This is a genomic window from Caballeronia sordidicola (genome assembly GCF_002220365.1).
GTDB lineage: Bacteria > Pseudomonadota > Gammaproteobacteria > Burkholderiales > Burkholderiaceae > Caballeronia > Caballeronia sordidicola_C.
Map to the genome: position 1 here is coordinate 1 of NZ_MTHB01000213.1, position 2,903 is coordinate 2,903.

Annotated in this window: 3 protein-coding genes and 1 pseudogene; all 4 read right to left on the minus strand. The window is 45.7% G+C overall.

Features of this window, described 5'->3' with window-relative positions; translation table 11 throughout:
* Positions 1–248, minus strand: a 248-nt coding sequence (locus BSU04_RS30285; protein WP_256983461.1) for a helix-turn-helix domain-containing protein, incomplete at its 3' end; no start/stop codon positions are given.
* A gap of 789 nt (positions 249–1,037) precedes the next feature.
* Positions 1,038–1,628: a hypothetical protein gene (locus BSU04_RS30290; protein ID WP_089163999.1), complete on the minus strand. Its 591-nt coding sequence runs from the start codon at positions 1,626–1,628 to the stop codon at positions 1,038–1,040.
* Complete coding sequence (locus BSU04_RS45810; protein WP_144021394.1) at positions 1,625–1,996, minus strand: hypothetical protein; 372 nt, start codon at positions 1,994–1,996, stop codon at positions 1,625–1,627. The genes BSU04_RS30290 and BSU04_RS45810 overlap by 4 nt, the downstream gene beginning before the upstream one ends.
* Positions 1,993–2,903, minus strand: a pseudogene (locus BSU04_RS46700) (hypothetical protein); the annotation flags it as partial. The pseudogene BSU04_RS46700 and the gene BSU04_RS45810, both read right to left, overlap by 4 nt.

The window sequence follows — 2,903 nt, forward strand, 5'->3', positions numbered from 1 at the left end:
CCTTTATGTCCGCTCAGCAAACCACAGAGGCCTTTGTCGTTCCAGGCGTGCACCCAGTTGTACACCGACTTGTCGCTCACATCGAGTTCGACCGCGATCTCATGAACCCGCCGGCCGCGGCCAAGCTCCAGCAGACCTAGTCCACGGGTTCGAAAGTCTTCATGTGGATGTTTGAGCGACAGCTGTTGCAGGGTCTTCTTCTCCGGCTCGGTCAGTTCAACGGCACATTTCATCGGCAGGCAGGTCATCAGAGTCGCATTGCCTGTCAGACCCCATATTTTGAAATTCGTTTACTCGTCACACTTAGAATGGATGAATCCACGAGATCTTGCGATGTATCTTGTATGGTTTTATAACATAATAAAACAGCTGCTATATATGCATCAATATATGTGCATCGTGCGAAAAATTGGAACCAGCCATCATCTTCGATAACTTTTTGCTGTCCTGTTGAGCGGCATATTCCTCCTCTGGCCGCAATTACGGAGATAAAAACAAACCGGCTAATGTATTTGCAATTTTTAGCTATTTGGTCACTAGATATACCAAAAAGTCTAATTAATTTTTGCATTCTGTCAATTCGATTTTTGTCGGCGCGGCCAATGACAATGCTGTCGTTTTTTTCCTCTTAATATCAAAAATTACATCTCCGAATCTTGTATTTATGATGATGAATCTATGATCTTTACTAAAGGATGCTGCATATATTCCTCCTGCGAGGTTAATTCTTTCAACAATTATCGGCCGGGTCAAATTTGTATAAACCGAAACCGTCATTAATTGGGGATTGTCCAAATTAATATTCTTCGGTAGCCCATATACGACAAACATTGACGCGACAGGATCAATTGATCCACCATTTAGATCGTGCCCAAGATACACTTCATATACTTTTTTACTGCTTTTAAGTCTGATGTTGTAATTATTTACATTACTTATGGTGAAGAGATGATCGCAGGATGAAATCGAATCAAGCGATCGAGAAAACGCGTCTCCCGCAAAAAACAATGCGACAAGTGCGATTGCGAATCGAGCGATCATCTCGCAGACTCAGCGATTCGACGGTACATATCTATCTGTTTTTGATACCTCTTGTGTAACAAACGGACGCCGACGTTTTCTCCCAACAGAAAATTAAAAGATATGGTTTTCTTGCCATTCGAAACAAGGATTACGTAGCACTGGCCACCGTATTGCGATGAAATACCATGACTATCTACCCACTCACATAACGGGAATACTTCATATCCCGCGCCAAAGTTATTCTTGTAAGACATTGCAATTTCGGTCGGATTGAACACAATAAGCCGGCCAGAAGCCTCTTCAAGCCAATATGGCTTGTCGAAACCTTCCATCGATGCACATTTTTTTATTTCATCCTTGCACACCGTAACGGCATCGACACTATCAGTATGCTTTTTTTTGATGTCAATCACTTCGAATATTTTATATTCTTCGGTTGCACGTTCGCTTTGAGAGACTGGCGCGTCGTATATAAACGTAGGATATGAAAATGTTATCTGATGGTCAGAATACCATCTCCAGACGTGTGACGAGCGCCCGTAGGACAACGTGGTAAATAGCATCCCAATCGCAAGAATGGTAAATTTTACAGAAAAAATCCTCATGCCCCATCTCCTATTATCTTATAGATTCGAAAAGTGTGATATTCACGGTTTTCAATTGCGTTTATGCTTCCGTTAATATTTTTCGTGACTGATTTCACTGATTCGAGATTCACTGCATTTCTATCTGCTATTACGTTCAAACTACTATGGGCATGGGGTAGTCCGAGATTGGGCGTAGCTTCCCAATACCAAGCTCCCACATCGATAGTTGCGTAATCGTTTGTCAAAATTAACTCCGGGTTCTCGATAACAGGCGCGATCGCATCATGGTCAGTCCACCAAGAGTCTTGAAAATCAACGCCCCGCCTCAGCCACCCCCGATAAACCCAATATTCGGCATAGTTATATTTCCCGGTTAACTGCTTCAATCCCTCCCCCTGAATCTATAACCGTCACCATGCAAATTGTTTCCATTTTTTCCACTATAAAACTCGTTGCAACTCTCCTCCGACCGACGCTCGTTCATCCACGTTAAGGTTCGAGATTCTTCTGCACCTTGCCCCAGAAAATGAGACATTCGGGAAGGTGTCAAGGATATAAGGTGTTTCTTCATGGCCCTGTTAATGATGTGTCGATACTTCTCACGAAGTCCATCGCTTACAGCATGTGGCGCGGTTTCAATCTGCCGGCCGTTTTTCCGCGTATACGTGTCTGGATAAATTAGCGCGAACTCTCGCGCGTCCAACCATCCGCATCCCTTAAACTGATCGACAAATCTGAGCGGATGAAAATGCCAAACCTTCGTCGGCAGCCCCGTCTTGTCCCAGAACTGAAATCCCTCAACAAAATCCAGGAATTTCTGAAGACCATCCGGATTTCCCTCGTAGTGCTCGCCAACCTCGACCAACCGATCAAAGCGCTTATGGTTAGTGCTCTTGTCCCATTCAGTCGGCGCCTCGCAAATCAATCCTCGCAGCTTCTGACGCACGTCTTCGTGGTCGCGCAAATACGCGGCTAGCCGATCTTGATCCGCACCTGCCTTCGGTGCATCAGCGCTATTCGCTTCCTGAAGTAGATCGAGAATGACCTTTGCGTCACATAAGCCATCGTCGGACAAGGCACCCGCGCCTTCGCTGACCTTCGTCCAGCCCATGAACCACGGAAAGTCGGCGTCAGACAGCTTATGAATTCGAGCGTCGCTCAGATTAACGTAACCCGTCTGCTGCGCAGCGAAGGAAACCGATTGCCAGTTCGCGGACTTATCAGCAGGCAGTCGATCCTTGTCAGGCCCAATCACGCGCCCGAAACGAAGCAACTCATATCCGGCACTTGCGC